This window comes from Streptomyces sp. NPDC111606, from assembly GCF_055656945.1.
This window is the reverse complement of sequence record NZ_JBVKBY010000004.1, coordinates 487,184-512,466: the sequence shown is the minus strand read 5'-3', so window position 1 is coordinate 512,466 and position 25,283 is coordinate 487,184. Positions and strand designations below refer to the sequence as shown.

Below are 25,283 nucleotides of genomic sequence, written 5' to 3'. Positions count from 1 at the left end.
GACGCGAGGGCCGTGAGCCCGCCGTCGCGAAATGAGGCGGCGGGCTCACCGCAGTGACCGGCGGCCGCTACCGGGTGATGTTCTTGATCGGGAGTTCCTTGGCCACGCCGGACATGTAGTAGTCCTTGGGCGCCGAGAAGAGCACGAACTCGTTGTCGTAGCCGCGGACCGTGGTGTTGATGGTGAAGTTGCCGTCGGCGTCCGTGGTGGTCTGTGCGTTGTACTCGGTCTCGAAGTACTGCCGCAGGAACACCCGGGTGCCCTCGACCGGGCCGTGCCCGGCGGGCCAGGTGACCTTGCCGGTGACGGTCAGACGCATACCGGCGCGCACGATGATGTTGCTGACCCGATAGGTGAGGGAGCTCGCGACGGGCTGGACGCTCACCTCCGCGTCCGCGAACGCCATCTGGCCGTCGGTGGGGTTGTCCGTGTCGTACATGGCACGGAACATCACCTCGTGGCGGGGGTTGAGATAGGGGCTCGGCCGGCCGTCCCAGCGGTCCGCCGGCACGTCCTCCAGCTTGAAGCGTCCCTCGGCGTCCGTGCGGACGGTGCCCAGGCTGCGGGTCTCCCATTCCGTCGGGTCGATGGGGTCGCCCCACGGGTTCCAGGTCCTGAACAGAACGGACTGCTCGAGCTGGACCGGGTGGTTCGCGGCGGGTGTCCCGTCCGGGCCGGTCAGGGTCCCGGTGAGGTCGACCGTGCGGTGGTCGAAGTCGGTGGCGTCGGTGCTGGTGGTGAGGGTCACCGTGTAGTCCCGATCCGCCGAGTGGGCGGACGGTACGACCACCGCGCTCGCGAGGAGGGTGAGGGCCGCCACGGCGATCGGTCGAGCGGCCAGTAAGCGCATACGCACGTGAACTCCGTTGTGGTGAGGCGTGATGTCGTGCCGGGAGCATGCGGGGGTGTGCCGGCATGGGTGTGACACCCGGGACATCACCGGAGGTTGTACGGCATTTCAGATATACACCCCTGGTGAACCTGGAGTTCGGTGGCAGGTCACCTACTGGTTCCTCCGCGGTTCGTGCTCCACGAGTTGTCCCGGCCGCTCATGCGCGGTCAGCGTGTGCAGTGCGGCCTGGTCCAGGGGCTGGTGCACCTCGACGTACTCGCCGTGCGGAAGCCGCTTGATCACGCCGGTCTCCCGGCCGTGCAACACCCGCTCCCTGTCCCGGAGTTGGAGCCCCAGGCAGATGCGCCGGGTGACGACGAACACGAGCACCGGGACGGTCAGCGCCGCGATCCGGATCGCCCAGGTCACCGCGTTGATCGACAGATGGAGCCGGGTCGCCACGATGTCGTTGCCGCCGCCGGCCAGGAGGATCAGATAGAGGCTGATCCAGGCCGCGCCGATGCCCGTGCGGACGGGGCGGTTGCGGGGCCGGTCGAGGAGGTGGTGCTCGCTCTTGTCGCCGGTGATCCACGCCTCCAGGAAGGGATACACGCCGATGAACACGAGCAGCAGCGGGAAGACCACCACCGGGATCAGCACGCCGAGGACGAGCGTATGGCCCCCCAGCGTGATCTCCCAGCCCGGCATGATGCGGACCAGCCCCTCGGCGAAGCCCAGGTACCAGTCGGGCTGGGCGCCGGTGGAGACCTGGTCCGCACGGTAGGGGCCGTACGACCAGACCGGGTTGATCGACGCCACCGCCGCGATCAGGGTGAGAGCGCCGAAGACCAGGAAGAAGAAGCCGCCCGCCTTCGCCAGGTACACCGGCATGAACGGGGCGCCGACGACGTTGCGTTCGGTGCGCCCGGGACCCGCGAACTGGGTGTGCTTGTGGTACACGACCAGCAGGACGTGCGCCACGACGAGCGCCGCCATGATGCCGGGGATCACCAGGATGTGCAGCGCATAGAAGCGGGCCACGATGTCATGGCCCGGGAACTCCCCGCCGAACAGGAACATCGACAGATATGTCCCGACGATCGGCACGGACAACAGCGCCCCGTTCACGAACCGCAGCCCCGTCCCCGACAGCAGGTCGTCCGGCAGCGAGTAGCCGAACAGGCCCTCGAAGAGGCCCAGGAACAGCAGGGTCCAGCCGAACAGCCAGTTGATCTCCCGCGGCTTGCGGAACGACCCCGTGAAGAAGTGCCGCATCATGTGCGTGAGCATCCCGGCCACGAAGACGAGCGCCGCCCAGTGGTGCAGCTGCCGCATCAGCAGCCCGCCGCGTACGTCGAAGCTGATGTCCAGGGTGGAGGCGTACGCCTCGGACATGCGGACACCGTTCAGCGGGAGGTAACTGCCGTGGTACGTCACCTCGTTCATCGACGGATGGAAGAAGAAGGTGAGGTACACACCCGTCAGGATCAGGACGACGAAGCTGTACAGGCAGATCTCGCCGAGCAGGAAGGACCAGTGGTCCGGGAAGACCTTGCGCAGGTACTTGCGGCCGAGCGAGTGGATGCCGAGCCGCCCGTCGAACCAGTCCGCGATCCGCTCGCCCCGGCCCGCGGGCAGCTCCCGGGCGCTCACGCCTCCTCCCGGGGCACGTGGGTCAGCTTGTCGGGGTTGCTGATCACGTAGACACCGGACACCCGGTCGCCGTCCGGCGTGAGATCCAGGACCAGGACGGCGTACGGCTCCTCGCCCTGGAACAGCATCACGGCGTCGTCGCCGTTGACGCGCCGATAGCCCAGCCGGAGCCCTCCCGCGCCGCCCTTCCTCGCGTACGAGCCGAAGAACCGGAGCGCCTTGTCCCTGCCGTGCACGGGACGCAGTGCCGCCGGCTTCCGCTTGCCGCCGGCGTCCGTCCACACCGTCACGTCCGGCGCGAGTATCTCCATCAGCGCGGCTAGGTCCCCGCCCACCGCGGCCCGCACGAACCGCTCCGTCGCCTCCCGTCGCACCCGTGGATGCGCCTCGTACAGCGGCCGCCGCGCATGCACATGCCCCCGCGCCCGGTGCGCCAGCTGCCGTACGGCCGCCGGGCTGCGGTCGATGATCTGCGCGATCTCCGTGTGCGGGTATCCGAACACCTCGTGCAGCACGAACACCGCGCGTTCCAGCGGCGTCAGCGACTCCAGGACGACCAGCATCGCCAGAGACACGGACTCGGTGCGCAGGGCCGGATCGTCGGCAGCGTCGTCCTCGCCTCCCGCGACCAGCGGTTCGGGCAGCCACGGACCGACGTATGTCTCCCGGCGACGGCTGATCGCGGCCCGCCGGGTCAGCGCGTGGTTGACGGCGATCCGCACGAGATACGCCCGCGGATTCTCGACCCCGTCGAGCGGCGCGCCCTCGTTCCGCGCCGTCCACGACAGCCAGCTCTCCTGGAGTACGTCCTCGGTGTCGGCGACGCTGCCGAGCATGTTGTAGACGACGCCGAACATCAGCTCGCGATGCTCGACGAAGACGCCGGTCGCGTCGTCGGTGACGGGTACGGGGGTGTCGGACATGCGTGGGCCTCCCAGTGCGCGCTCACTACTGCGAGGTCCGGCGGGGGCCGGAATGTGACATCCCACCGCTGAATGTGACCCACGTCTCGGCCATGCGACGGGTACCGCGTGCCGAACCAAGAGTTCCGAACCCGCCTGGTACCGGCGTAGATCGCACTTGACCTGCACGTATTTACGGGTAAGTACCCGAGCGGTACCGTGAAGGCATGCCAGCTCTCAATGTGGAGTTCAGCGACCGCGAGCTAGAGGACCTGCGGCAGATCGCCAAGGAACGCGGTACGTCGATGAAGGCGCTCGTGCGGGAGGCCGCCGCGGCCGACATAGCCCGGCACCGGGCGCTGCAGGAGGGCGCCGAGGCGTTCCGCCGGTTCTTCGCGTCGCACGCAGACGAATTCGCGGCCGCCTTCCCCGACGACGAACCGTCCGCCAAGGACGCGGGACGGGCCGCCTGACCGATGGCACCCGTCATTCATATCGACGTGCCCTGGCTGCTCCAGCGGCACGAAGAGGTCCTGCCGGACCAGCCCACGGTCAACGACTTCTCCGCGTTGGTCGCCGCCGTCGCCCGCCATCGCGTGGATCCGCCCCGCCTGGGCGTCGACTCCGACCCGGCCTGGCGGGCCGCAGCCCTGCTGCACACCCTCGCCCTGCTCAAGCCGCTTCCCTCGGCCAACGCCCGCTTCGCCTGCGCGTCCGCGGTGGCCTACATGTTCGTCAGCGGCGTCGGCATCGACCCGCCCTACGGCGCCCTCGTCGACCTCGCACGTGACCTGATCTCCGGCAAGGCCGACGTGTACGGCGCCGCCGACCGGCTGCGCTCCTGGCAGATCTGAGGGCGGCCGGCAATCCCCGTTCCTCCCGCCTCAGGGGCCGCCGACCGAGGGCGGGAGGAGCGGGGCCTTTCGAGAGGGCCGATCCCAGTGGACTACGCCGGCGTGCGCGCCGGGCAGCGCGCGTGGTGCTCCGGCGCGTGCGGGGGATTCACACGGGGCGCATGGAATGTCGAAAGCTCACGCAGGGGTGGCCAGTTGCCGCCGTTTCTGACTTTCTTTCAAAGGGGCGGATGTTGCCCGAGTGTCTTGTTGGCCATCCGTGCGCTGTGCAAGGGTGAACCATCCGTGGGGGGGTGTAAAAGGCCGGGGTTCATGCGTTCCGAGGGGAACCGGAGCGGATGAGCTTTGGTGAATTCGCACTCCCCGCTCCCATGCCGAAGAGGTACGCACCAAGTCGCTCGGTCCTTTTCGGCGATCGGAACTTCTGAGTCATGAGCGTGGGAAGGAATCCGTTCAGTGCCCACCCCCCACCCCCCTCGCCCCCCTTACCCGCCGCCCGGCGGGGTTCCGGAGGAATCCGACGAAGGTCTCGCCGGCCGGCTCCGGGGCCGTCCGGACGGCGAGGCCGCTCCCTCCGTCGCGCTGCTGATGGCGCGGCACTGGCAACCGGCCCACGAGTACGCGGTGATCTGCCTCGCCTCCCCGGGGACCGCCGCCGACATGGTCACCGCTGCCGCCTTCCACCAGGTCCTCGACCGCCTGGCGCTGGGCGAGCCGGCCACCGCGATGCGCCCCCGGCTCCTCGTCGCCGTCCGGGACGCGGTGCGGCAGTGGTCGGCCGACGAGCGAATAGCGAGCGTTCTGCCGGAGCTGGCGAAACCCGCGGGCGGGCGCGGTATGCGTACCGCGAAGTCCATGACGCCCGAAAATCGCAAGCTCGCCGATCGGTCATTCCAGGCGCTTCCGGGACTTGCCCGATGTCTGCTCTGGCATACCGAGGTGGAGGCCGAGCCGGTAAGCGTGCCCGCCGGTCTGTTGGGCATGGATACCGTTACCGCCTCGGCTGCGCTCGAACAGGCGCGTGATAAATTCCGCGAAGGTTGTGTACATGCTCATCGGGAACTCGCGCCGACGAAGGATTGCCGGTTCTACAACCGCCTCCTCGACGTCCCGATTCGCAGGGGCGGGGCCTTGCTGCCGGATGTCCAGCAGCATCTGTCGGAGTGCCGCTACTGCCGTAACGCCGCCGAACAACTGAGCCATTTCGAGGGCGGGCTGGGCGTACTCATCGCCGAGGCGGTGCTCGGCTGGGGCGCACGCCGCTATCTCGACACCAGACCGGGGCGTACCAAGTCCGACGGACCCCGCGCACGCGGCTCCGCCCGGCACGGCGCGGGACGACGTGGTCTGCTGTCGCGGATTCCCGCGCAGGTGCGCAGGCCGCCCGGCGGACCGCGTTCCTCGCGGACGCTGCTCACGGGGGTGGGCCTGGCCTCGGCCGGGCTGATCGCGGTCATGCTCGCCGCCGGTCTGCTGTCCGACGACGACGGGGTCGACCCGGCCGCCTCCGCCACCGGCGGCGGCACCGCGACCCAGCTGCCCCCGGCCGTGTCCTCCGCGCCGCCCGGCACGGCCCAACTCCCCAACGCCCCGCGGCAGACCAGGCTGCGCAACGCCGACGCCGACCTGTGTCTCGACATTCGGGGCGAGCCGAAGGAGGGGGCCGGGACCAGGTTGGCGGAGTGCTCGGCCGACGACACCCAGCAGTGGTCGTACGAGAAGGACGGCAGGCTGCGCAGCGTGGCGGACCCCGATCTGTGCCTCGACTCGCACGTGGACGCCGGCGTGGTGATCCTCGGCCGGTGCGCCGACGAGGACTCAGAGCGGGGCGACGACGTGCGCTACGACCTCACCGTCCGGGGCGAGTTACTGCCCCGCTGGGACGAGCAGCTCGCCCTCGCGGCCACGACGGCGGACGACGGCGCCGAGATCGTCGTCAAGGTCCGCGAGGCCTCCGACGCCCAGCGCTGGCTCACCGATCCGGCACCATCCGCGAGCCCCGGGTCGCTGTCGAGCGCCGAGGCCGAGGCGCCTGCGGCGCGGTCTGTGAGGGTGGGGGAGGAGAGGGCGTAGGGCGGCCTCGGCGGCCCGGCGCGCGGACACCGCCGAAACGCGCGGCGGCCGCCGGGGTGGGTCGGTGTCGGGGGCTGCGACGGCGGGAGGCGTGGGGCGACTCCGCCCTGAGCCGCTCCACCATGGGCCGCCTGGCCCGCTGCCGCGCTCAGCAGAGGTGGAGCGGCGCCAGGCCACGCTGCCCAGCGCGAGCCCAGCCCGCCAGTCGCCCGTGATACCGCCCTAGTTCACGACATCACGCGGTGCCCCGCCCGAGAGGAAGTCCGTCACGTTCTGGACGGCGGCCAGGGCGATGCGGATGAGCGTTTCGCGGGTGACGCCGCCGACGTGCGGGGAGAGCACCACGTTCGGGGCGCGGAGCAGGCGCAGGGCCGGGGTGGGCGGTTCGGGGTCGAAGACGTCGATGCCCGCCCCGGCCACGGCGCCCTTCTCCAGCGCGTCCGCGAGGGCGTCCTGGTCGATCAGGGCGCCTCGCGCGGTGTTGATCACGAACGCCGTCGGCTTGAGGAGCGCCAGCCGCTCGGCGTTCAGCAGGAGCCGGGTCTCGTCGGTGAGCGGGGTGTGCAGGGAGACGTAGTCGGAGGTGCCCAGCAGTTCGGTGAGCGGGACATGACGGGCGCCGCCGAACTCGGCCTCCGTCTCCGGCGGCAGCCGGCGCCGTCCGGCATAGACCACGCTCATGTCGAACGCGGCGGCGCGGCGCGCGACTTGCCGGCCGATCTGGCCCAGGCCCACGATGCCGAGCGTCTTGCCGGACAGTTCGGTCAGCGACTGCTGGAGCCGGGGGAGTGCCCAGTCGGCCTCGACGAGCGCGGTGTGGGCGGGAACGATCTGCTTGGCCAGCGCGAGCATGAGGGCGAAGGTCTGCTCGGCCACGTTCTGCGCCTCGGCGCCGCTGGAGCCGATGTTGCACACCCGCACGCCGCGCTCGCGCGCCGCCTCCACATCGACGTAGTCGAAGCCGTGGCTCGCGCACTGCACGAGCTCCAACTCCGGTGCGCCGGTGAGGTGTTCGCCGGTCACCGGAGCGAGGGCGGTGATGACAACGTGTGCCGAGCGCAGGGCGGCCGGGTCCTCGTCGGCCGCCTCGACGACGGTGACGTTCGCTCCCTCGGGGAAGAGGGTGGCCAGTCCGGCTCCGATGTCCCGCCCGCCCACGTGGGGCGAGATGACGGCGAGGACGTTCTTCGTGACGGTCATGCGGATTCCTCGATGAGGTCGGCGGGGCCGATCGTGGCGGGGGTGGCGTGCCCGGACAGGGCGAGGGTGAGGTCGAGTTCGGCCAGCAGGCAGCGGATGACGTGCTCGACGCCGGCCTGTCCGTCGAGGCCGAGCCCGTACACATACGGGCGTCCGACGAGCACCGCCCGCGCGCCGAGCGCGAGGGCCTTGAAGATGTCGTCGCCGGTACGCACGCCGCTGTCGAACAGCACGGTCAGCCGGTCACCGACCGCCTCCACCACCCGGGGGAGAGCGTCGGCCGCCGCGACGGAGCCGGCAACTTGGCGGCCGCCGTGGTTGGAGACGACGACGCCGTCCATCCCGGCGTCGGCGGCCGCGCGGGCGTCGTCCGGGTGCACCACACCCTTCAGGACGATCGGGCCGTCCCAGTTCTCCCGCAGGAACGCCAGGTCCGGCCAGGTCTTCGCGGGGTCCGAGAACATGCCGACGAAGTGCATGACGGCCGCGTTCGGATCCTCGTGGACGGGCTTGACCAGGCCCGCCTGGAAAGCCGGGTCGGAGAAGTAGTTGGCGGTGCCCACGCCATGCAGGAACGGCAGATACGCCTGGTCGAGATCGCGCGGTCGCCACGCCAGCATCGGTGTGTCCAGGGTGACGATCAGGGCGGTGAACCCGGCCGCCTTCGCCCGGTTCAGGAAACTCCGGGCCACCTCCGGGTCCTTCGGCCAGTACAGCTGGAACCAGCGCTCGGCATCCCCCATCGCCTCCGCGACCTGTTCCATGGGGGTGCTGGACGCCGAGGACAGGGTGAACGGCACGCCCTGCGCGGCGGCGGCCCGGGCGGCCGCGCACTCCGCGTCCGGGTGCATGATCGACAGCACTCCCACCGGCGCCAGGGCCAGCGGGGCGGGCATGGCGCGGCCCAACACCTCCACGGACAGGTCCCGTTCGTGGACGTCCCGCAGCATGCGTGGCACTATCCGGCGCCGCCGCAGCGCCTCCCGGTTGGCGCGGGCGGTGCTGCCGTCGCCCGCGCTGCCCGCCACATAGCCGACCGGACCGGGACCGAGGCGCTGCTCGGTCAGCTCCTCCAGCCGGGTCAGATCGGTGGGCAGCCGGGGTACGACCCCCGTCATGCCGTTCAGATAGATCTCGTACTGGAAGTCCGCCCAGTGCTTGCCCATGCGTAGGCCCCGCCTCTCGTCACTGAGAACGCGCTGTACGCCGACCATACCGACCGGTAGGCGGGGGGAGTGGATCAGGGGCTCGCCACTGACTCCAGCAGGATGCGTGCCAGTTCGCGCGGCTGGGAGAACATCGGCCAGTGGCCGGTGTCCAGGGTCACGAGTTCCCAGCGGTCGCCCTTGAGGAGTTCGGCTGCGGCGGGCATCGGCTCCTCGCCGTCGAGCAGGCACTTGATGTAAGTGCCCGGAAGCTCACTCAGCGGGCGTGGCATGACCGCCGGTTCGGTCAGCGTGGCACCCGGGTGCGGGGTGGCGCCGTCGACGAGGCGGGCGATCTGCTCGTCCGTCATCCCCTGGCCCGCGAAGTCGGCCGCTGCGAGCGGCGGCCAGACGCCGCCGTTGTCCTCGATCGCCGCCCGTACCTCGTCGCTCAGCCAGCCCGACAGGAACGACTCCCCGTCGACTGCGGCATTGGCGTCGACCAGCACCACACGCGTCAGCCGGTCACCGATCCGCTCGGCCGCCTGCCCGACCGGAATGCCGGCGTAGCTGTGCCCGACGAGGACGACGTCCCGCAGATCGAGGCGCTCGACCTCCGCCACGATGTCCTGGACGTGGGTCTGCTGCCCGGCGGCAACACCTTGCTTCCCGGCGAGTCCGGACAGCGTCAGCGGATGGACGTCGTGCCCGGCGGCACGCAATTCGCCCGCCACCTCGTCCCACGCCCACGCCCCGAGCCACGTCCCTGCCACCAGTACGAAGTTGGTCATGCTCGCAACGTAGCGGACGGGTCCGACAACGGCTCATCGTCGCCCTTCGCGCCGGGCCCGGTGATCGGCGGTACGGGGACCTCGACCGTCCGGGCCAGCCGCGCCCCCTGGGGCCCGTACACCGCCCTCGGCTCGGGGAACACCCGCAGCAGCGCCAGGAACAGTACGGCCGCGACGACCAGCGACAACGGCAGGCTGATGTCCACCCCGCCCGCGAGATCGCCCAGCGGGCCGACGAACTGGCCCGGAATGTTGGTGAACAGCACGCCGAGCAGCGCCGCCACCCACCAGGCGGTCATGCCCCGCCAGTTCCATCCGTGCGCGAACCAATAACGGCCGCCGTGCTGCCGGCGGTTGAAGACCTGCAGGGCGTCGGGGTCGTACCAGCCGCGTCGGGTCCAGTAGCCCAGCATCATCACGACCATCCAGGGCGTGGTGCAGGTGATGATCATCGTGGCGAATGTCGAGATCGACTGCACCAGGTCGAGGCCGAACCGCCCGACGAAGATGAACCCGATCGACAGCGCGCCGACCAGCAGCGTCGCCTGCACCCGCGACAGCCGCGGGAACACCGAGGAGAAGTCGAGGCCGGTCCCGTACAGCGCGGTGGTGCCCGTCGCCATGCCACCGATCAGTGCCAGCAGACACACCGGCAGGAAGTACCAGCCGGGCGAGATCGCCAGCAGGCCGCCCACGAAGTCGGGCGCCGCCGGATCGACGTACTCCGGAACCTTGGCGGCGATGATGCTCGCGGTCGCCAGGCCGAACAGGAACGGCAGCAGCGTCGCGATCTGCGACAGGAACGCGGCGCCGATCACCTTGCGGCGCGGGGTGCTCGCCGGGATGTAGCGCGACCAGTCACCGAGGAACGCCCCGAAGGAGACGGGGTTGGACAGCACGATCAGAGCCGCGCCGATGAAGGACGGCCAGAACAGCGACTGGGTCGCCGCGTCCGCGGAGGCCGTGAAGACGCCCGTGTACGACGGGTCGAAGTCACCGGCGAACGCGACCATGCCGAGCAGGAACAGCACGCTCGCCGCGGGCACGGCGACCTTGTTGACGAACAGCATGAAGCGGAACCCGTACACGCACACCGCGAGAACCAGCCCCGCGAACAGGGCGTACGCGACGACGTACGACAGGTTGCCGCGCGGCAGGCCGAAGAGCCGGTGCGCGCCGCCGACCAGGGCGTCGCCCGAACTCCACACCGAGATCGAGAAGAACGCGACGGCCGTCAGCAGGGACAGGAACGAGCCGACCACGCGGCCGTGCACACCGAGATGCGCGGAGGACGAGACGGCGTTGTTGGTGCCGTTGACCGGTCCGAACACGGCCATCGGGCACAGGATCAGCGCACCCGCGACGACCCCGAGGAGGGTGGCTGCGAGGCCCTGCCAGAAGGAGAGGCCGAACAGGATCGGGAAGGCGCCCAGGACACAGGTGGAGAAGGTGTTGGCGCCGCCGAAGGCGAGGCGGAACAGGTCCAGCGGGGAGGCGCTGCGTTCGGTGTCGGGGATGCGGTCGACGCCGTGGGTCTCGACCTCGGTCAAGGAGGGAGAGGGGGTGGGGCGTTGGGCCGGTGAGGCCGCTGGGAACTGTGGGGACAAGGGAGGGCTCCAGCGTGGGCGGGGCGGTGGAGCGCGTTGTGGCGCGGCGGGCCGACGGCCGGTGCCTGCCGCTGTCGCTGGGGTGTGCGGGCAGCGCGGATGCCGTCCTCTCGGGGGTCTGCAGACGGTAAGGCGGTCCGCGGGAACCGCACCAGAGGACGGTTCATCCATCTTCGGTGCCGTGAGTGGACGAAACCTCCATCAGTCGCCGTCCTTGGGTGCCTCCTCCGTGTCCGTGTCCGGTGCGTCCGGCCCCTGTGCCCGCACCCGTTGGACGTTCTCCAGTGACTCGCGCAGTTCGGTGAGCCAGTCGTCCGTGTGCCGCTGGACGAGGCGTACGCACCAGGCGAGGGCGTCGCTGCGGCTGCGGGCGACCCCGCCGGCGATCAGGGTGTCGAGGACCTGGCGCTCGGGCTGCCGGAGCCGGGTCATCACGGGGGCGGCGATGTGCGTGAACATGGCGCGCCGGCCGTCGCACTCGACGCCCCAGGAAACCTTTCTGCGGAATCGGTGCTCCGCCTCGCGGGCCACCTCGATCCGGGTCTCCCGGGTGCGCTCCCGGAACTCCTGGATCCGGCCCTCCACGGCGGCCTCCCGCTCGGCGGCCGAGCCGCCCTCAGCCAGCTGAGGTGCGGGGATGCGGCCGATCACGGTGATCTCCTCGCGGTCGACCGTGACCTCGGCCGGCTCCTCGAAGAGGTCGTCCGGCAGGCGGCCGGCGAACCAGCCGCGCAGCTTCTCTCGTTGTTCGCTGGTAATCATGTAATCACGATTACTCGGCTCAGCCGTGAACGCAAGGGGCGTCGGGGCGTGTCAGCCGAGGGCTCAACCGGAATGTTTCAGGCCTATTAATGAGCGTGCGGGATCCGGCCACTTGGCGACTTGGAACGATCAAGAGCCGCCAGGTTTCGGCGTTGGAACGTTCGAACTCCGTTACTTCACGCCACTGCTTCAATACGCAAGGTTACTGAAACCCGTGGTGTCGATGTGAGTTTCGGCGCCGGACTCGGCAGACTCCCGCTCGTCGCTCCGACACCGATCGCGTCGGAGTCGACACACCCTGTTACTCAAGCGGAAGGATGCACACAATGCGGAACACCGCGCGCTGGGCAGCGACCCTCGCTCTCACGGCCACCGCCGTCTGCGGACCCCTCACCGGATCCGCCCTGGCTGCCCCGGACCCTGCGCCCGCCTCCCTGTACGCCCCGTCGGCCCTGGTGCTCACCCTGGCCCACGGTGACGACCCGACCATGACGACGCCGGTGCGTGCCGTCACCCTGAGCTGCGCCCCGACCTCCTCCGGGACGCATCCCGACGCCTTCTCGGCGTGCGGTGAACTGCGCAGTGTGGGCGGCAACTTCGATGCCCTCGGGAGTAGAGACGGGGTGCTGTGTACCAAGCAGTACGACCCCGTGGTCGTCACGGTCGACGGGGTCTGGCAGGGCCAGCGCGTCTCCTATCAGCGCACCTTCGCCAACGAGTGCGTGAAGAGCTCCTACGGGACGAGCCTCTTCGCGTTCTAGGGACCGGGATCGCACGGCCTCGTGCAGTTCGGCAGCGGCTCGCGGATTGGGGAGTGCGAGCCCTGCCGAGGAGGCCCCGGCGATCTCGCACCGGGGGTCGGCCGGGCGGAGTGGGGCCGCCCGGTCGGCACCTCGGTTCATCGCCGATCAGCCCGACTTCCCGGGGGACACGGGTCACCGTTGCCGTGGGGGCATACGGATCACCCGTCTTCCCCGGGGACCCCCTCCTGCCCGAGGATCCCCTCGTCCATGGGGATCCCGGGCAGGAGCGCGAACCGGTCCAGCAGGCCCGCGCCGCGCAACAGCCGCCGTATGCGCGGCGCGTCGGACACGACCCGCAGGCGCCCGCCGCGGAACCTGGCGCGCGTTTCGGCCCGGCACAGGACACGCAGTCCCGAGCAGTCGAAGAAGTCGACCTGCCGCAGTTCGACCAGCACGTCCGACTCAGGTCGCGCCGTCGCCGCGTCCAGGTGCTCGGTGACCAGCGCCGCCGTCGCCAGATCGATCTCACCCGTCACCTCGACCACGGTGAACGGGCCGTGTCTGCGGGTGCGGGCATGCGTGTTCGCCGGGGGCGGCACGGACCGGGACGAGTCCGCGGCCAGGTCCTCGGTCCGATGGGGGGCGCGGTCGTCGGCGTCCGGCGTCATGTCCGCTCCACCTCGGCAAGGGGCGCATTGGTCAGGGTTTTTACCCGGGGCCGAGCGTGAGCATCCCTGCGGCGTCGCGCGCAAGACGTGGTTCACTCGACGTGCTGAATTTCTTCGAGAACGGTTGACTTCGCGGGGCGGACTCAGCGCTCCCGGGCCCGATCGCGATGGCTGGTGTCGCACCACGGGTAGCGTCGGCTGCGCCGGCAGGTGCACAGGGCCACCCGGAAGCGGTCGGAGAAGACGACCGTGCCGTCCTCCAGCTCCACCTCGACCGGGCCCTCCACCAGGACAGGGCCCTGGCGCTGGACCTTGATCCGGCGCGGCTCGTCAGACGGGGAGTTCGGCACGGACGACCACCAGCTCTTCCTTTTGCTGCGGGGCGGACAGCAGGCCGTGCTGTCGCAGCCAGTCCTCCCGGGTGCGCAGCACCGGGCCGAACGGGATGATGCGACGCCGGGTCACGGATGCCTTCAACCCGGACTCGCGCAGAAACGACACGGTCCGTCCCGGGCAGCTGAGCGTCGAGTGCACGACCAGGAGGACCCCGCCGGGACGCAACAGGGCGGGCGCCTCCAGGCAGATGCGGTCGAGGACGAGCCGGCCGTCCCGGCCCGCGTCCCAGGCCCGCGCCGCACCCTGCGGCGCTCGACCAGCGTCGGGTGCGGGGACGTACGGCGGGTTGGCCAGGATGAGGTCGAAGGACCGTCCCCGCACGGGCGTGAAGAGGTTGCCGTGCAGGATGCGGACATGGAGCCGGGCCAGCCAGGCGTTCAGCTGTGCCGTGCAGACCGCCCGCCACGACACGTCCACCGCGGTCACCCGCGTCCCGCGCCGCGCCGCCTCGATCGCCAGCGCGCCCGAACCGGTCCCCACGTCCAGGACGTCCGCGCCGTCCGGCAGCGGTTCGTCGAGCAGGGCGTCGACGAGCAGGTCGGTGTCTTCCTGAGGGGTGTACACACCCGGCGGCACCAGTGGTTTCACGGCGCCCGGGTACCCCGGCATTCAGGAAATAAGGGGAATTCCGGATCGTTGGTGGTGATCGTGGAGGGACGAGCGCCCCGCCCGCCAGGCGCTCAGCAGCCGCTCGGCCAGGCGGGCCTCCAGATAGCCGGTGACGTCGATGCCGAAGGCGACGTCGGGGGCGAGATGTGGCTCCTCGGCGAGCAGACCCGCGATGACGTCCTGGCGGACGACCTGTTCGTGCACCGCGTCCGCCTCGACATGCTCGTCGTAGAAGTGCTCGGCGGCGGGCCCGGCGCCCGTGCGGCGCATCGCCTCTGCCAGCCGCCGGGAGGCCGGCGACGAGGTGATCTCCACGGCCGCGAAATGACCGACGAGCGCGCCGCGCAGCGCCCGGTGCAGTCCGAGCAGGGACATCAGGTTGACCGTGGCCAGGGCTTCCGCGGTCGCCTCGTCGAGATACCGGCCGTACGTCGTGTCCAGGCCGAGGTCCGTCATCAGGTCGGCGAAGAGGCGTGCGTGGACACGGTCGGGGCGGCCGCCGCCGTACTCGTCGAACTCCACCGCCGCCATGCCCGCCTTCGCTCTGCCCCACAGCCGGGGCAGCACCCAGGCATGCGGGTCCGCCTCCTTGAGGTGGTACAGCGAGCGCTGGGCCGCGTATTCGCGCACGTGCCACAACTCGCCCTCGGCGCAGAGATAGTGGCTGACGCCGGTGCCGTCGACGGGTTCTACGAGGAGGTCGGCCAGCGCGTCCTCGACGCTGTCGTGGGCGGGGGCGTCCGCGCGCAGGGCGGTCAGGAAGCGGTGCTCGAGCGCGGCGCGGACCCGCAGCAGCTCGGGGTCCCACTCGTGGTCCTCGGGTACGCCGGCGAAACCGCGGTAGTGCAGCTCGTAGCAGAGGTAGAGGGCCAGCTGGAGGTCGTCGCCGTAGACGTCCGTGCGTGCGACATCCAGGCGCCGGGGCGGCGGCCCGGCACCTCGCAGATACCGCTCCACGGCGGCGGAGACGCTGCCCCGCGCGGACGGCAGCCGGGGACCCTCGCCGCCTGCCCCACGGACGTCGTGTGCCATGGCCGCCGAGTACCCGTTGGGTGCGCGGCCACCCGCGCGACCGGCTGTCCGAGCAGGCAGGCCGAGCCGCGGCCGGCGACCGGGAGGGCCACGACCGGGGCCCGGACCGGTCACTCGCCCTCGGACTCCTCCCCGGGCCCGTCGGTTCAGGGTGACGGCCTCGCCGCGGCGGCGGTCCTCGGCGGAGTCCCGGGTGCGGTGGGCACGGGTGTCTCCTCGGCCCTCGTCGCGCTCAGCTGGTCGCCGGCGCGATCCGTAGGGGCACCGGGTCGGCGGGGGCGTCCTCCTCGCCGAGGCGGGCGACCTCCGCCCACCAGGACGCGCCGTCCTCGATGTGCCGCAGCATGATTCCCTCGCGGATCGCCCACGGGCAGACCGTGACCGTCCTGAGGCCGGTCAGCTTCATCGCCGTGTGCGCCACGACCGCGCCGGCCAGGCTCTGTTCGGCGCGTGGCGCGGAGATGCCGGGGAGCAGGGCGCGTTCGGTGGTGGGCAGTGCGGCCAGCCGGCCGACGGCCTCGCGCAGCGCGGAGCGCTCCAACCTCCGTTCCACGAACGGCCCGTGGCGCCCGGGTGCCGCTCCGCACAGCCGGCCCAGCTGCTGGAACGTACGCGAGGTGACCGCCGCCGTGCGTGGCCCCTCCCAGCGGATCCGGGCCGCGACGTCCCGCAGCTGATGGCGGACCTTGCGGCGCAGTGCCCGTACCTGAGCCGCCGCCGGCGGGTCCTCGCCGGTGAAGAACTCATGGGTCAGCCGGGCCGCGCCGAGCGGCAGCGACGCCACGAAGTCGGGCAACCGGCCGCGCCCGAAGGCCACTTCGAGTGAGCCGCCGCCGATGTCCAGCAGCGCGAGCGGTCCCGACCGCCAGCCCATCCACCTTCGCGCCCCGAGAAACGTGAGCTCGGCCTCCAGCTCGCCGGGCAGCGTGCACAGGCTCACCCCGGTCCGCGTCCGCACGGTGCGCAGTACCTCCTGACGGTTCGGGGAGGCACGCACCACAGCGGTCGCGAAGGCCAAGGGTGCGCTCGCGCCCCATCTAAGCGCAGTGCGGTTCGCCGCCGCGACGGCGTCGACCAACCGCTCGACGCATTCCTCGGGGACAGCCTCCCCGGGCCTGACCTGCTCCGACAGCCTCAGCCGCCACTTGGCGGTGTGCACCGGCAGCGGCACCCCGTCCGCGGCGTCGGCCACTACCAGCCGCACCGTCTTCGACCCCACGTCCACCACGCTGATTCGCATGACTGCGCACGTACCCGTTTCCCCGTCCCGGCAACGGTCTCAGCCACTGTGCGCCGTCGCCACGACCCGAGCGCCGCGCTCCCGGGCCGGCGTGAATCGCCGTCGCCCGCATGGCGTATTCCTTGACTGGAATATAACCGTCGAGGCATATTGGATCCATGGCCGACGTCTCGCTCTGGACCGCCCTCGCCGATCCGCACCGGCGGGCCATCGTCGCGCTGCTCCTGGAGCGGCCCCGGCCCGTCGGCGAGATCGTGGAGGCATCCGGGCTCAGCCAGCCGAGCACCTCCAAGCATCTGAAAGTGCTGAGGGAGGCGGGCCTGGTGCAGGTCAGGCAGGACGCGCAGCGCCGCGTCTACGCCCTGGACCCCGCGCCCATCGCCGAGCTCGACGCCTGGCTGGACCCGTACCGACGGCTCTGGAACACCAGCCTGGACAGGCTGGGCCGCCGCCTCGACGAGACGTCGGCCGGCCCCGAGGAACCCACCGCGAAGGACTGATCCATCATGACCGCCGACCTCACCGGCAGCTATCTGACCCTGGACGACGGCCGCCCGGCCGTCCGCTTCAGCCGTACCTACGACCATCCCGTCGAGCGCGTCTGGCAGTTCGTGACCGACGCCGACGAACTCGCGCACTGGTTCCCCTCCCGCGCCGAGATCGAGCTGCGCCCGGGCGGCACCATCAAGTTCAGCGGCGACCCGAACCTGGAGGACTCCACGGCCAGGGTGATCGCCGTCGACGAGCCCCGGCACCTGTCCTTCGAGTGGGGCGGCGACGAGGTGCACTTCGACCTGGAGGCCCTGGACGACGGCCGCACCCGTTTCACACTCACCAACGTCCTGGTCGCCGAGAACACCGCCGCCCGCAACGGCGCCGGATGGGAGGTCTGCCTGGCCGCCCTCGACGCGCACGCGCGCGGGGAGCGTTTCGACGGGCCGCACGCCGGAGCCGAAGCGCCCTGGAAGGAGTTCTACGACGGCTATGTGGCCGCCGGTCTCCCCTCCGGCGCTCCGGTCCCGGGCCTCGACTCCTGAGCACGGTCAGTGCGTCGTGCTCGTCACGGCAGGCGCGCAACTGCTCCCGGGGCTCGGCATTCTCAGCTCCGTGAGGTAGTCGTCCACGGCGTCACGTGTGCAGTCACTGCGGCCGTAGACACTGTGTCCGGCGCCTTCGTACGGGAGCAGGACGGTCGTCCCGCGGGTCTGGCGGTGCACGTTCGCAGCCCAAGAGAAGTGGTTGGCCGGGTCGTGCCGTGAATGCAGCATGAGGATCCCGGGCGCCTCGGTGATGCGCAGACGGTGCTGCGGGTTGTTCACCTCGCCGGGCCAGCCGATGCAGCCGGCCACCGCGGGATGCACGCGTGGTGACCCGCGCATGTGCGGTGCGGCCCGCATCTCGGCCTGGGTCAGCCTCGCGTACTCCGGGTAGTCCTTCGGCCGGATGCGCCAGTCCTGGCAGAAGACCGCGTAGAACGGTTCCGCTTTCGTCTGCTCGCTCACTGCCCGCGAGGCCGCCGGCCGGACCTGCCGTGGCTGTGCGGATCGCTGCCGCTCGCTCGGTTCCTGCGCGTCGAGGCCCGCCACATAGGTGGCCAGTTCCTCCCGGTCCGGTCCGTAGAAGTACGTCTTGAAGACCTTGAACGTGATGTCGTGCGCGGTCAGGACCCGGTCCGGATGCTCCGGATCGCGGATCTCCCCTCGGTCCGCCCGGGCGAGCAGGCCGTCCCACACGGCGGTCACGTCACGGCCGTGCAGGGCGCAGGAGCTGGTGCGGTCGCACCACTTCACGAACTCCTGGAACGAGTCCTCGGCGGCGGCCGCGGAGGAGACGAGGAACTCCCTGGCGCCGAGGCTGTGGTCGATGTTCGCGGTGAGGGCCATGGACCGGATGCGGTCGCCGTACTCCTCCGCGTACTGCTCGCCGATCAAGGTGCCGTAGGAGTGGCCGAAGTAGTTGATCTCCTTCTCGCCGAGCGCCCCACGCAGCGTGTCCATGTCCCGGACGACGCTCAAGGTGTCGGCGTGGTCGAAGAGCGGACCGGTGTGCCGCCTGCAGTCCTCGCGCAACGCGCGGTTGTGGTCGGCGAGTCGATCGAACTGCGCCTGGTTGCGGGGGTAGACCGACGGCTGCCGGCGCAGCAGTTCGGTGGAGCACATCACCGGGTGGCTGCGGCCGACGCCCCGCGGGTCGAACCCGACGATGTCGAACCTCTTCTGGATGTCCGAGCTGAAGTGGGACCTGGCGTCGTCCACGGCGAAGTCCACACCCGAAGCGCCCGGTCCACCGGGGTTGACCAGCAGCACGCCGACCCGGCGAGCCGGATCGGTCGCCATGCGGCGGGCCACCGCTAGCTCGAACGTATCGCCCGACGGGCGGTCCCAGTCAACCGGCAGGCGCAGCGTCCCGCACTCCGCCGTGGCGTCCTTCGGACATGGCCGCCAGTCGATGGCCTGCTGCTTGGCCGACCTCGTGTCGGGAGGCTCGGCTTGCGCCGCCGCCACGCTCGCCGTGGACGCTGCGGTGAGCGATCCGGCGAGTAATCCGGCGGCGAGCACTGCGGTGAGTGCTCTGATGAGTGGGTGCATGAAGCCCCTTCCAAGGGTCCTGTGAACGGATCACGGGAATGCCCGCATGATCGAACGTGGCAGTGATCCACTCGGAGTCACAACCGCTCGGGACAGGAATCAGGGAAGACACCGGGGCGTGGCCGGGGTCCCCTGAGGGAGATGCCTCAGGGGATGTCGACCGACCCCTGAGACTGCCCCGGACCTGGTACGGCTCCGCGCAAGCCACGGATCACGCCATCTGGCGCCGCACCAGCTCGTGCAGCCGCCCGTGCTTGTCCGCCAGCAGCTGTGCGGGCGGGCCCTGCTGGGCGACCTTGCCGTCCTCCATCACGATCACGCGGTCGGCGTCCAGCACCGTGGACAGGCGGTGCGCGATGACGATGCGGGTGGCGTTGAGGGCCCTGGTGCTCTCGATGACCGTGCGCTGCGTCTCGTTGTCGAGGGCGCTGGTCGCCTCGTCGAAGAAGAGGATGCGCGGACGGCGGATCAGCGCCTGGGCGATCATCAGGCGCTGCCGCTGCCCGCCGGAGATCGCGCCGCTGCCCGACACGATGGTGTGCAGCCCCATCGGCATCCGCTTGATGTCCTCCGCGAGCCCCGCCATCTCGGCCGCCGCCATCGCCTCCTCCGGCGTGTACGGCTCCGTACCGCAGATGACGTCCAGGATGGACCCGGTGAACGGCTGGGCGTGCTGGAGGACGACCCCGCACTGCCGTCGTACGGCCGACTGGTCGAGCGCCGCCAGGTCCTGACCGTCGTACAGCACACTGCCCGAGACCGGCTTGTCGAAGCCGATCAGCAGCCTGAGCAGCGTCGACTTGCCGCAACCACTGGGGCCGACGATCGCCACGAACTCGCCCGACCGCACGTCGAACGAGACGTCGTCGAGGACGAGCGGACCGTCGTCGGAGTACCGGAAGGACAGACGGCGCGCCTCCATCGAACCGGTCAGCGGACCCGGCCGGGTGCTCGCCGTGCGCACCTCGGGCGTGGCCTCCAACACCGGCTTGATCTCCTCGAAAAGCGGCAGCGCGGCCACCGCCGAGACGAACGCGCCGGTCAGCTGGGTGACCGACGTCAGCAGCATCGTCACCGAGGTGCTGAAGGTGAGGAACGCCGCCGCCGACATCGAGCCGCGCGCCGGACCGGCGAGCAGCATGAACATCAGCAGCGTGCACAGCGGCAGATACACCGCACCCAGCACCGTGGTGAGGTTCTTGATCCGCCCCACCTTCTGCTGGAGCTCACGACTGCGCGCGAACTGGTCCGCCCAGGCGGCGTACGCGTAGTTCTCGGCCGCCGCGACCCGCAGCTTCGGCAGCCCGCGCAGCGTCTGGAACGCCTGGTTGTTCAGCTTGTTGCTCAGCACCACCAGCCGCCGCTGCCAGCGCACCTGCCACAGTCCGAGCCCCAGGAACACCGCGGCGATGACGACGAGCATGCCGATCGCCGCCAGCGCCATCGGCACGCTGTACCAGAACAGCAGGGACAGGTTCATCGCGCCCACGGTCACCGACTGGGCGACGACCGGGCCGACCCCGGCCATCAGACGGCGGATCGAGCTGATGCCCATGGCCTGGCTCGCCAGTTCGCCGGTCGAGCGCTCGGTGAAGAACTTGGTCGGCAGGCGCAGCAGCCGGTCCCACAGGGCCGGTTGGAGCGTCGCCTCGATACGGCCTTCCAGACGCAGGATCGTCAGGTTCTGCAACAGCATGAACGCCGCTGCCACGACACTGCTGACCATCACGGCCAGGCAGAACTGCACGATCAGGGCGGTCTGCGCCTTGGGCACGAACTCGCCGAGCACCTTGCCCGTCGCGATCGGCACCAGCGCGCCGATCGCGACCGTCACCAGTCCACTGATCATGAGGTTCGTGAGGTCGCCGCCCGTGCCCCGCATGCTGAACCGCAGCAGCCGCAGCGGGCTCAACGCGCGATCGGGCAGCGGCCGGTAGAACATCACCGCACGCGGCTCGAACTCCTCCGCGTTTGCCTTCTCGATCGGCGTCTCGCGGCCGGTCGCCGGATGCACGGCGACATAGCCACTGCGCCGCCACAGCAGCGCCACCGGCGCACCCGACAGCGCCCGGTGACCCACCAGCGGCCCCACGTTGTCCCGCCACCAGTGTCCGTCCAGCCGTACGGCCCGGGTGCGCACGCGCGACGCGATGGCCACGCGCTCGACCGGGTCGAGCCGGTCGCTCTCGGTGCCGCTCTGCGCGGGCTCGGCCAGCGTGATCCCGGCCGCCTGGGCGACCAGCTTGCAGGCCGCGTGACTGGCGTCCGCGTCGGCGGCCGTCGTGCGCTTGTCGCTGCGTTTGCCGATGGACGCCAGCAGCGTCCGGTCGGCCTGGACGCGCACCGCCTCGCCGGCCTTGATGCCCTCCGCCGTGCGCGACTCGTGGGTGCGCTCCAGCTGCTCGATCCAGCGGTCCAGCGTGGTCAGCAGGCGGTACTGCTGGTCGACCATGGACTGCCAGACCGCCGGGTCCATCAGCAGATCGGCGGCGGCCTCGGCACCGTACAGCGAGCCGTACTGCACACTGCCCGGCGGCACCTGCATCCAGAAGACGTCGTCGTCGGTGACCTCGGCCGCCCGTTCGGTGGCCATGGGTGCCTGGAAGAGGACGGTGAGGCTGCGGCCGACGCCGAGGGCGAGGGCGTACTCCAGCGGGCTCGTCTGCGGCGGGACGTACTGCGGGTTGCCGTACTCGTCGTAGGACCAGGTCTGCGTGTTCGCGGGCTGGTACAGCTCGCGCAGCCCGATGCGGTGCACCACGCAGTCCCTGAGCGGGCGGGCCACCAGCGTGTGCTGCGGTCCCGGGACAGGGCCGAGCAGCAGCGAGCCCGCCTCCAGGCGGCCGAGGTGGTGCCAGTGGCCCTGCTGCCCGGCGTCGACCGCGAACAGATCGACGGCGCCGGACGCGACCAGCCACAGCACCTGCGGCCCTTCGAGGTCGAGTCGGTTGTGCCCGGCGCAGTCGATGCGCGTGCCCATCTGCCCGAGCGCGTTGAGAACGAGGTCTCCCTCGTGGACGGAGGTCATCTCACCGCTCCTTGACCAGTGCCGCGTACGCGCCGCCGCGCGCCACCAAGTCCTCGTGCCGGCCGCGTTCCACGATCGTGCCGTGCTCGAGTACGACGATCTCGTCGCTGTCGCGCACGGTGCTGAGCCGGTGCGCGATCACCACACAGGCACAGCCGCGCTTGCGCAGGTTGTCCATCACGACCAGCTCGGTCTCGGCGTCCAGTGCGCTCGTCACCTCGTCCAGCACCAGGATGCTCGGCCGGCGCACCAGCGCCCGCGCGATCTCCAGACGCTGACGCTGCCCGCCGGAGAAGTTGCGGCCGTCCTGCTCCACCCTGCTCTGGATGCCGCCCGGGCGGCGCATCACCATGTCGTACAGCGCCGCGTCGCGCAGCGCGTCCACCACCGCCTCGTCGGGGATCGACGGGTCCCACAGCGCCACGTTGTCGCGGACGGTGCCCTCGAACAGGAAGACCTCCTGGTCGACGAAGGAGACGGAGGCCGCGAGGGCGCCGCGCGGGATGTCCTCGATGCGCTGGTCGTCGATGCGGATGACGCCCTCCCACGGGGCGTACAGACCCGAGATGAGTCGGGACACCGTGGACTTGCCGCTGCCGGAGCCGCCGACCAGGGCCACCTGCCGGCCGGGGCCGACGGTCAGGTCGAAGCCGGTGAGCAGGGGCTTGTCGAGCGGGCTGTAGCCGAAGGAGATGTTCTGCAGCTCGACGTGGCCCTGCAGCCGGCGCGTCGAGTCGCCCGCGCCGGGGCGGCCGTAGAGCGGGTCCGCCTCGAAGTTCTCCACGTCCTTCAGCCGGGCCACGTCGGCGGCGAAGTCCTGGATGCGGCCCGCGACGCCGTTCAGGCGGGTGATCGGGGCGGTGAAGCGGGTGACCAGGGCCTGGAAGGCGACCAGCAGGCCGACGGATATGCCCCCCTCGATAGCGCGCATGCCGCCGATCCAGAGGATGAGCGCGCTGTTGAGCGTGGCGAGCGTCGGCGCGACCACGCCCAGCCAGGCGCTCGGCACGCCGAGGCGCTGCTGCTCCTCCAGCGTGGTGGCGTGCTGTCCGGCCCACTTGCGGAAGTAGCCGTCCTCGCCGCCGGTCGCCTTCATCGTCTCGATCAGCTGAAGGCCGGTGTAGGCGGTGTTGGTGAGCCGGGCGCTGTCCGCGCGCAGCTTCGCCGTACGGGTCGCGCGCAGGCGGATCACGACGCGCATGGCGACGACGTTCAGCAGGGCCACGCCGATGCCGACGAAGGTGAGCTGGGGGTCGTAGGTGTAGAGGAGGAACGCGTAGAGGACGACGACCACCGCGTCCACGCCCGCCGCCGCGAGGTCGCGGGCCAGCGTCTCGGACACCGCGTCGTTCGACTGGAGCCGCTGCACCAGGTCGGCCGGGCTGCGCTGGGAGAAGAACGTCACCGGCAGCCGCAGCAGATGGCGCAGGAAGCGGGCACTGGAGAGGGTGGACGAGATGATCCGGCCGCGCAGCAGGTTCGTCTGCTGCAGCCAGGTCAGCACCACGGTGAGCGCGACACAGGTCCCCATCGACGCGAACAGCACGCCCAGCAGGGAGGTCTGGCCGCCGATGAGGAACATGTCGATGTAGGTGCGGCTCAGCGCGGGCACCGCCGCGCCGACCACCACCAGGAGGAGGCTCGCCAGCACCGCGGCGGGCATCGTGCCCGCGGTGCCGCGCAGCCGGGCCGGCATCGCGCCGAGCACGCCCGGCTTGCGCCCGCCCTTGGCGAAGTCCTCGCCGGGCTCCATGACCAGGACGACGCCGGTGAAGCTGCCGTCGAAGTCCTCCATGGGCACGAAGCGGCGGCCCTTGGCGGGGTCGTTGATGTAGACGCCCCGGCGGCCGAACCGGCGGCCCATGCCGTCGTAGACGACGTAGTGGTTGAACTCCCAGAACAGGACGGCCGGCGTCTTCACCTCGGCGAGAGCGGCCGTGTCCATCTGCATGCCCTTGGCCGTGAGGCCGTAGCTGCGGGCGGCCTTCAGGAGGTTGCTGGCGCGCGAGCCGTCGCGGGAGACGCCGCACGCTATGCGCAGTTCCTCCAGCGGGACATGGCGGCCGTAGTGGCCCAGCACCATCGCGAGGGAGGCGGCGCCGCACTCCACGGCCTCCATCTGGAGCACGGTGGGTGTGCGGACGGTCTTCGACCTGCCCTTGGGCACGGGGCGCTTCGGCGGTGCGGCGCGGCGCCTGCTGCGCGTCTCCTGCGCGGCGCTCATGGCAGCAGCCAATCGACGGGACGCTCGTCGGCCAGCCGGATGGAGGCCTCGGCCATGGTCATGGAGGTGAGGGAGAACGGCGGCCCGTCCGCGGACGACCACTTGTAGCCGCTCTCGGTGCTCGACTTCGCGTCCAGCTTCACCAGTACGGCGACCGGCCTGCCGTCCTTGGTGAACTGCTCGCCGAGCTGGGTGTCCCCGAGGAACGCGGCGATCTGCTGCGCCGACTGCACGGAGCGGTCCACCGACTTCACATGGCCGCGCAGGACGCCGTACTCCTGGGTGGGCACCGACTGGACGGTCAGGTCCACGGCGGCCTTGTCGGGGATGGACGCCGCGTTCTCGGCGGGGACGTACACCGTCGCGTACAGCGGGTCCTTGGTGTCGGCGACCTTCTCCACGGCGGCGACGTTCGCGCCGGTCTGGATGATCTGCCCGATGGTGGCGGCGAGCCCGGTGACCCGGCCCGCGGCGACCGTACGGACGACCGTCTCGCCCTCGGCGGTACGGACCTTCAGTACGGGGGACTTGGCGGGCAGCTGCTGGCCCTGCTTGGCGAGGACCGAGGTGACCTGGCCGGCGACCGGGCTCTGCAGGATGTAGCTGCCCTGCCCGTGGGTGAGGATGGCGGGCGCACCGACGGTGGAGGCGACCGAGCCCGTCACCGCCCACACGGACGCGGCGGCCATGACGACCACCGTCACAAAGAGGACCAGCCAGCCCTGGGGGCGGGCGAAGCGCACCGGAAGGTCCAGCTCCTCCGGTGACTGGAGCTTGGCGAGGGCCTGTTGGCGGAACTGCACGGAACTTTCCCTCACCTGAGGATGAGTGGAGACCGGCGCGTGGGGGCCGGTCGTGATGCGGACGGTGCCCAGTTGTTTTCAGGCACCCAAGAGCCCCGGAGCCGGGGAATGGCTCCGGGACTCAGTGGTATGA

General features: G+C 70.8%; 23 protein-coding genes. 6 read left to right on the top strand and 17 right to left on the bottom strand.

Features of this window, described 5'->3' with window-relative positions; genetic code table 11:
- Positions 1-67: 67 nt before the first annotated feature.
- From ACZ7M7_RS17600 to sigJ, 3 genes are all read right to left on the bottom strand, one after another.
- On the bottom strand, positions 68-856 hold the full coding sequence (locus tag ACZ7M7_RS17600; RefSeq protein ID WP_472117534.1) for an acyl carrier protein: 789 nt from the start codon (positions 854-856) through the stop codon (positions 68-70).
- A 147-nt stretch (positions 857-1,003) separates the two neighbouring features.
- Entirely contained in the window at positions 1,004-2,485 is a 1,482-nt protein-coding gene (gene qcrB, locus ACZ7M7_RS17595; RefSeq protein ID WP_472117531.1) for a cytochrome bc1 complex cytochrome b subunit, read from the bottom strand.
- Positions 2,482-3,408: an RNA polymerase sigma factor SigJ gene (gene sigJ / locus ACZ7M7_RS17590; RefSeq protein ID WP_472117528.1), complete on the bottom strand. Its 927-nt coding sequence runs from the start codon at positions 3,406-3,408 to the stop codon at positions 2,482-2,484. Before sigJ ends, qcrB begins: the two co-directional genes overlap by 4 nt.
- Positions 3,409-3,614: 206 nt before the next feature.
- On the opposite strand from sigJ, the gene ACZ7M7_RS17585 reads away from it, so the two are divergent.
- The 3 genes from ACZ7M7_RS17585 to ACZ7M7_RS17575 all read left to right on the top strand — a co-directional run bounded on the left by ACZ7M7_RS17585 (position 3,615) and on the right by ACZ7M7_RS17575 (position 6,314).
- A complete protein-coding gene (locus ACZ7M7_RS17585) occupies positions 3,615-3,860 on the top strand; it encodes a hypothetical protein (RefSeq protein ID WP_383601533.1) in 246 nt (81 codons plus the stop codon).
- 3 nt (positions 3,861-3,863) lie between these two features.
- On the top strand, positions 3,864-4,241 hold the full coding sequence (locus tag ACZ7M7_RS17580) for a toxin Doc (RefSeq protein WP_369275183.1): 378 nt from the start codon (positions 3,864-3,866) through the stop codon (positions 4,239-4,241).
- 456 nt (positions 4,242-4,697) lie between these two features.
- On the top strand, positions 4,698-6,314 hold the full coding sequence (locus ACZ7M7_RS17575) for an RICIN domain-containing protein (RefSeq protein ID WP_472117524.1): 1,617 nt from the start codon (positions 4,698-4,700) through the stop codon (positions 6,312-6,314).
- Positions 6,315-6,536: 222 nt separating this feature from the next.
- On the opposite strand, the gene ACZ7M7_RS17570 is transcribed toward ACZ7M7_RS17575, so the two are convergent.
- The 5 genes from ACZ7M7_RS17570 to ACZ7M7_RS17550 all read right to left on the bottom strand — a co-directional run bounded on the left by ACZ7M7_RS17570 (position 6,537) and on the right by ACZ7M7_RS17550 (position 11,819).
- Positions 6,537-7,514 carry a 2-hydroxyacid dehydrogenase gene (locus ACZ7M7_RS17570; RefSeq protein WP_383601539.1) on the bottom strand — a complete coding sequence of 326 codons (978 nt, stop codon included), beginning with the start codon at positions 7,512-7,514 and terminating at the stop codon, positions 6,537-6,539.
- The gene (locus tag ACZ7M7_RS17565) at positions 7,511-8,680 is read right to left on the bottom strand and encodes a lactate 2-monooxygenase (RefSeq protein ID WP_451168889.1); all 1,170 of its coding nucleotides are present in this window, start codon (positions 8,678-8,680) and stop codon (positions 7,511-7,513) included. Before ACZ7M7_RS17565 ends, ACZ7M7_RS17570 begins: the two co-directional genes overlap by 4 nt.
- Before the next feature lie 74 nt (positions 8,681-8,754).
- Entirely contained in the window at positions 8,755-9,450 is a 696-nt protein-coding gene (locus ACZ7M7_RS17560; RefSeq protein ID WP_472117521.1) for an alpha/beta fold hydrolase, read from the bottom strand.
- The gene (locus ACZ7M7_RS17555) at positions 9,447-11,057 is read right to left on the bottom strand and encodes a purine-cytosine permease family protein (RefSeq protein ID WP_472117518.1); all 1,611 of its coding nucleotides are present in this window, start codon (positions 11,055-11,057) and stop codon (positions 9,447-9,449) included. Before ACZ7M7_RS17555 ends, ACZ7M7_RS17560 begins: the two co-directional genes overlap by 4 nt.
- Before the next feature lie 201 nt (positions 11,058-11,258).
- Positions 11,259-11,819, bottom strand: coding sequence for a hypothetical protein (locus tag ACZ7M7_RS17550; RefSeq protein ID WP_383601551.1), 561 nt, complete (start codon positions 11,817-11,819; stop codon positions 11,259-11,261).
- Between the two features lie 326 nt (positions 11,820-12,145).
- On the opposite strand from ACZ7M7_RS17550, the gene ACZ7M7_RS17545 reads away from it, so the two are divergent.
- Entirely contained in the window at positions 12,146-12,580 is a 435-nt protein-coding gene (locus ACZ7M7_RS17545) for a protease inhibitor (protein ID WP_472117515.1), read from the top strand.
- A 200-nt stretch (positions 12,581-12,780) separates the two neighbouring features.
- On the opposite strand, the gene ACZ7M7_RS17540 is transcribed toward ACZ7M7_RS17545, so the two are convergent.
- The 5 genes from ACZ7M7_RS17540 to ACZ7M7_RS17520 form a co-directional block, all read right to left on the bottom strand.
- Complete coding sequence (locus ACZ7M7_RS17540) at positions 12,781-13,230, bottom strand: STAS domain-containing protein (protein WP_472117512.1); 450 nt, start codon at positions 13,228-13,230, stop codon at positions 12,781-12,783.
- A 143-nt stretch (positions 13,231-13,373) separates the two neighbouring features.
- Positions 13,374-13,580, bottom strand: a complete 207-nt coding sequence (locus ACZ7M7_RS17535; protein WP_472117510.1) for a CDGSH iron-sulfur domain-containing protein — start codon at positions 13,578-13,580, stop codon at positions 13,374-13,376.
- On the bottom strand, positions 13,561-14,235 hold the full coding sequence (locus ACZ7M7_RS17530) for a HemK2/MTQ2 family protein methyltransferase (RefSeq protein ID WP_472117507.1): 675 nt from the start codon (positions 14,233-14,235) through the stop codon (positions 13,561-13,563). The genes ACZ7M7_RS17535 and ACZ7M7_RS17530 overlap by 20 nt, the downstream gene beginning before the upstream one ends.
- Positions 14,236-15,267, bottom strand: coding sequence for an iron-containing redox enzyme family protein (locus ACZ7M7_RS17525; RefSeq protein ID WP_472117504.1), 1,032 nt, complete (start codon positions 15,265-15,267; stop codon positions 14,236-14,238).
- Between the two features lie 232 nt (positions 15,268-15,499).
- Complete coding sequence (locus ACZ7M7_RS17520; protein WP_383627229.1) at positions 15,500-16,507, bottom strand: Ppx/GppA family phosphatase; 1,008 nt, start codon at positions 16,505-16,507, stop codon at positions 15,500-15,502.
- Between the two features lie 158 nt (positions 16,508-16,665).
- On the opposite strand from ACZ7M7_RS17520, the gene ACZ7M7_RS17515 reads away from it, so the two are divergent.
- Both ACZ7M7_RS17515 and ACZ7M7_RS17510 read left to right on the top strand, forming a co-directional pair.
- Positions 16,666-17,007 carry an ArsR/SmtB family transcription factor gene (locus ACZ7M7_RS17515; RefSeq protein ID WP_383601571.1) on the top strand — a complete coding sequence of 114 codons (342 nt, stop codon included), beginning with the start codon at positions 16,666-16,668 and terminating at the stop codon, positions 17,005-17,007.
- A gap of 6 nt (positions 17,008-17,013) precedes the next feature.
- On the top strand, positions 17,014-17,544 hold the full coding sequence (locus ACZ7M7_RS17510) for an SRPBCC family protein (RefSeq protein WP_472117501.1): 531 nt from the start codon (positions 17,014-17,016) through the stop codon (positions 17,542-17,544).
- Between the two features lie 6 nt (positions 17,545-17,550).
- Here ACZ7M7_RS17510 and ACZ7M7_RS17505 read toward each other — a convergent pair whose 3' ends face one another.
- The 4 genes from ACZ7M7_RS17505 to ACZ7M7_RS17490 all read right to left on the bottom strand — a co-directional run bounded on the left by ACZ7M7_RS17505 (position 17,551) and on the right by ACZ7M7_RS17490 (position 25,150).
- Positions 17,551-19,095, bottom strand: a complete 1,545-nt coding sequence (locus tag ACZ7M7_RS17505; protein WP_472117498.1) for an alpha/beta fold hydrolase — start codon at positions 19,093-19,095, stop codon at positions 17,551-17,553.
- Between the two features lie 211 nt (positions 19,096-19,306).
- On the bottom strand, positions 19,307-22,123 hold the full coding sequence (locus ACZ7M7_RS17500; protein ID WP_472117495.1) for an NHLP bacteriocin export ABC transporter permease/ATPase subunit: 2,817 nt from the start codon (positions 22,121-22,123) through the stop codon (positions 19,307-19,309).
- Position 22,124: 1 nt separating this feature from the next.
- Positions 22,125-24,347: an NHLP family bacteriocin export ABC transporter peptidase/permease/ATPase subunit gene (locus ACZ7M7_RS17495; protein WP_383627237.1), complete on the bottom strand. Its 2,223-nt coding sequence runs from the start codon at positions 24,345-24,347 to the stop codon at positions 22,125-22,127.
- Entirely contained in the window at positions 24,344-25,150 is an 807-nt protein-coding gene (locus tag ACZ7M7_RS17490; protein WP_383601585.1) for an HlyD family efflux transporter periplasmic adaptor subunit, read from the bottom strand. Before ACZ7M7_RS17490 ends, ACZ7M7_RS17495 begins: the two co-directional genes overlap by 4 nt.
- Positions 25,151-25,283: the final 133 nt, after the last annotated feature.

Coding starts and splice junctions, on each gene's coding strand:
- ACZ7M7_RS17505 (WP_472117498.1), bottom strand. CDS start 19,095: ATGCACCCACTCATCAGAGCACTCACCGCAGTGCTCGCCGCCGGATTA.
- ACZ7M7_RS17550 (WP_383601551.1), bottom strand. CDS start 11,819: ATGATTACCAGCGAACAACGAGAGAAGCTGCGCGGCTGGTTCGCCGGC.
- sigJ (WP_472117528.1), bottom strand. CDS start 3,408: ATGTCCGACACCCCCGTACCCGTCACCGACGACGCGACCGGCGTCTTC.
- ACZ7M7_RS17545 (WP_472117515.1), top strand. CDS start 12,146: ATGCGGAACACCGCGCGCTGGGCAGCGACCCTCGCTCTCACGGCCACC.
- ACZ7M7_RS17515 (WP_383601571.1), top strand. CDS start 16,666: ATGGCCGACGTCTCGCTCTGGACCGCCCTCGCCGATCCGCACCGGCGG.
- ACZ7M7_RS17580 (WP_369275183.1), top strand. CDS start 3,864: ATGGCACCCGTCATTCATATCGACGTGCCCTGGCTGCTCCAGCGGCAC.
- ACZ7M7_RS17585 (WP_383601533.1), top strand. CDS start 3,615: ATGCCAGCTCTCAATGTGGAGTTCAGCGACCGCGAGCTAGAGGACCTG.
- ACZ7M7_RS17495 (WP_383627237.1), bottom strand. CDS start 24,347: ATGAGCGCCGCGCAGGAGACGCGCAGCAGGCGCCGCGCCGCACCGCCG.
- ACZ7M7_RS17540 (WP_472117512.1), bottom strand. CDS start 13,230: ATGACGCCGGACGCCGACGACCGCGCCCCCCATCGGACCGAGGACCTG.
- ACZ7M7_RS17520 (WP_383627229.1), bottom strand. CDS start 16,507: ATGCGAATCAGCGTGGTGGACGTGGGGTCGAAGACGGTGCGGCTGGTA.
- ACZ7M7_RS17570 (WP_383601539.1), bottom strand. CDS start 7,514: ATGACCGTCACGAAGAACGTCCTCGCCGTCATCTCGCCCCACGTGGGC.
- ACZ7M7_RS17510 (WP_472117501.1), top strand. CDS start 17,014: ATGACCGCCGACCTCACCGGCAGCTATCTGACCCTGGACGACGGCCGC.
- ACZ7M7_RS17500 (WP_472117495.1), bottom strand. CDS start 22,123: ATGACCTCCGTCCACGAGGGAGACCTCGTTCTCAACGCGCTCGGGCAG.
- ACZ7M7_RS17530 (WP_472117507.1), bottom strand. CDS start 14,235: ATGCCGGGGTACCCGGGCGCCGTGAAACCACTGGTGCCGCCGGGTGTG.
- ACZ7M7_RS17525 (WP_472117504.1), bottom strand. CDS start 15,267: ATGGCACACGACGTCCGTGGGGCAGGCGGCGAGGGTCCCCGGCTGCCG.
- ACZ7M7_RS17565 (WP_451168889.1), bottom strand. CDS start 8,680: ATGGGCAAGCACTGGGCGGACTTCCAGTACGAGATCTATCTGAACGGC.
- ACZ7M7_RS17560 (WP_472117521.1), bottom strand. CDS start 9,450: ATGACCAACTTCGTACTGGTGGCAGGGACGTGGCTCGGGGCGTGGGCG.